Origin of the sequence: Vibrio sp. 1S139, assembly GCF_041439475.1 — a bacterium.
Lineage (GTDB): Bacteria > Pseudomonadota > Gammaproteobacteria > Enterobacterales > Vibrionaceae > Vibrio > Vibrio crassostreae_C.
In genome coordinates, this window is sequence record NZ_JBGOOD010000151.1 from 1 (window position 1) to 1,749 (window position 1,749).

2 protein-coding genes are annotated in these 1,749 nt (G+C 49.6%); both read left to right on the forward strand.

Going from position 1 to position 1,749, the window contains the following annotated elements; genetic code table 11:
* Positions 1–189, forward strand: a 189-nt coding sequence (locus ACED46_RS21825) for an AcaB family transcriptional regulator (RefSeq protein ID WP_371722446.1), incomplete at its 5' end; no start/stop codon positions are given.
* Between the two features lie 34 nt (positions 190–223).
* Positions 224–1,324 carry a hypothetical protein gene (locus tag ACED46_RS21830; protein WP_371722447.1) on the forward strand — a complete coding sequence of 367 codons (1,101 nt, stop codon included), beginning with the start codon at positions 224–226 and terminating at the stop codon, positions 1,322–1,324.
* Positions 1,325–1,749 lie beyond the last annotated feature (425 nt).

Consider the following 1,749-nt stretch of genomic DNA (forward strand, 5'->3'; position numbering starts at 1 on the left):
AAAGCCCTGCGTGGGATCATTTCAATGAGCGTCACCTTTCAGCATTCGGGGGTGACCCGACAAGATGTGACGGACAACAATGCAAAAGCGCAAGCCGCTCAGGCTAAGCTCGGTGCTATCCCTTTTGAAGTCCTTGAAGGGGTCGAGCGCGCGGAGTTTACGCCTGTGATTAAGATCTCACATGGCTAAGCGAACCGTGTTTCAGGGGGCGCCAGAGCCCCTAATGGCCAAGCCAAGCACGGTATCCTTTGCCGTGGAGCAAGGCGCGCCTTATCATCCCGATGAAGCGTATCAAGTCTTGTCGGGCGAGAGACCCGCGCCAGAGGAAGAGCAAACGCTGCAAGATAAGGCTAACGAGCATGAAGAGCAGCGATATGTACGCGAAAGCAAGCGTTCACGAAAGCGCTCTGAGCTCTTGGTCGAACTCGAAAAAGCCAAGCAAACCCCTATGGGGGAGGCCACCCAACCGCTCTCGGATTATGAAGCGGCTTTGGTTGCGTTCCATCATCGCCCTGAGTATGCGCTTGAGCGCTGGAAGAAAAGTGGCCAACCCCCTAAGCTCCCAGCGGGCCTCGCCGATGTCTTTCGTGCGGTGTTAAAACACGGCGCTCGGGCTAATGGTGGACTATACTACCAGTTGCAGCGTCAAGGCAGCACGGTGTTGTATCGTAAAGATGCGGCGCAAACCTTCGATCACTTAGTGCTCTATATGATTTGCAACACTTGTCTCAGCACGCGTTCGTTCTCACTAAGAGGCACCCAGTCACAGATTGGCGAAGTGATTGGTAAAAGCCAATCCACGGTCTCTCGTTGGTTCTCCTTACTTATCCAGTGTGGGTTGCTTCGTCATGCCTTTATTGGGGATAACCTGGCGACCGACCCACGTGGTGGCCTGGTGCATGATAAAAGTGATGGGCAAAAGCGCAATCTCAACAACGTGTATGTCTTAACGGATGACTTCGGGACTTTAGTTGGCGGAGAAACCGCTGGAAAGAAACTTTGCCAAGAATTTGAAGCGGAGGATAAGCTTGCGATTCAAGAGGGAGCGGGGAGTCTACCTGCACGCTTGGCCATACTGCGTAATACCCTATGGGAAGGCACCATTGAACGTCGTAACCAGGCGATTGGGGCAGCCAGTACCAGACAAAAAGTTCAACAAACCAATGATCGCTCACGAGCGTTGAGCCTCGTTGTTAAAAAAATGCTCGATGAAGGGTTAGACAGAATACTGAGTAAGCAAGAGTTCGAGGTGACAGCGAATACCCGCCTTAAACATTTGGGCTTCTCTCCTACCGCTTCACCGCCCGAGACCCTCGCGGCTTAATCTCCCTTCTTTTTCATCCTTTTGCTTCTTCGAAGCGGCTTTAGTACATCCCTCTGCCCACTTAATTTGACCTTCATCACGCTCTATTAGTTAGACTTTACCTCTATTGTTTCTCTTTTCGACTGATTTTCAGTCTGCGGTGGATAAAATTCTCCGATGGGGAGCGTTTTGCTGGCTTTGTACGTTATCCACACAAAATGGATACTAACTATTGAGATATATAGATACTACGGCGGTGAAAAGTAGATACCCCATTTTATAACTTACATTCGGTACTTTTCTTTCTATTACTAATTTTAAAAATCTGTGGATAGAGTGGATAAACCAAAGCGCCTTAAAGTACCTCCCATTCTTATCGTATCAAGTCTCTCGATAAACTCACCTTCAGACGATATCACGATAAGAACGGGCCCCACTTCCACTGA

Coding starts and splice junctions, on each gene's coding strand:
- ACED46_RS21830 (WP_371722447.1), top strand. CDS start 224: ATGGCCAAGCCAAGCACGGTATCCTTTGCCGTGGAGCAAGGCGCGCCT.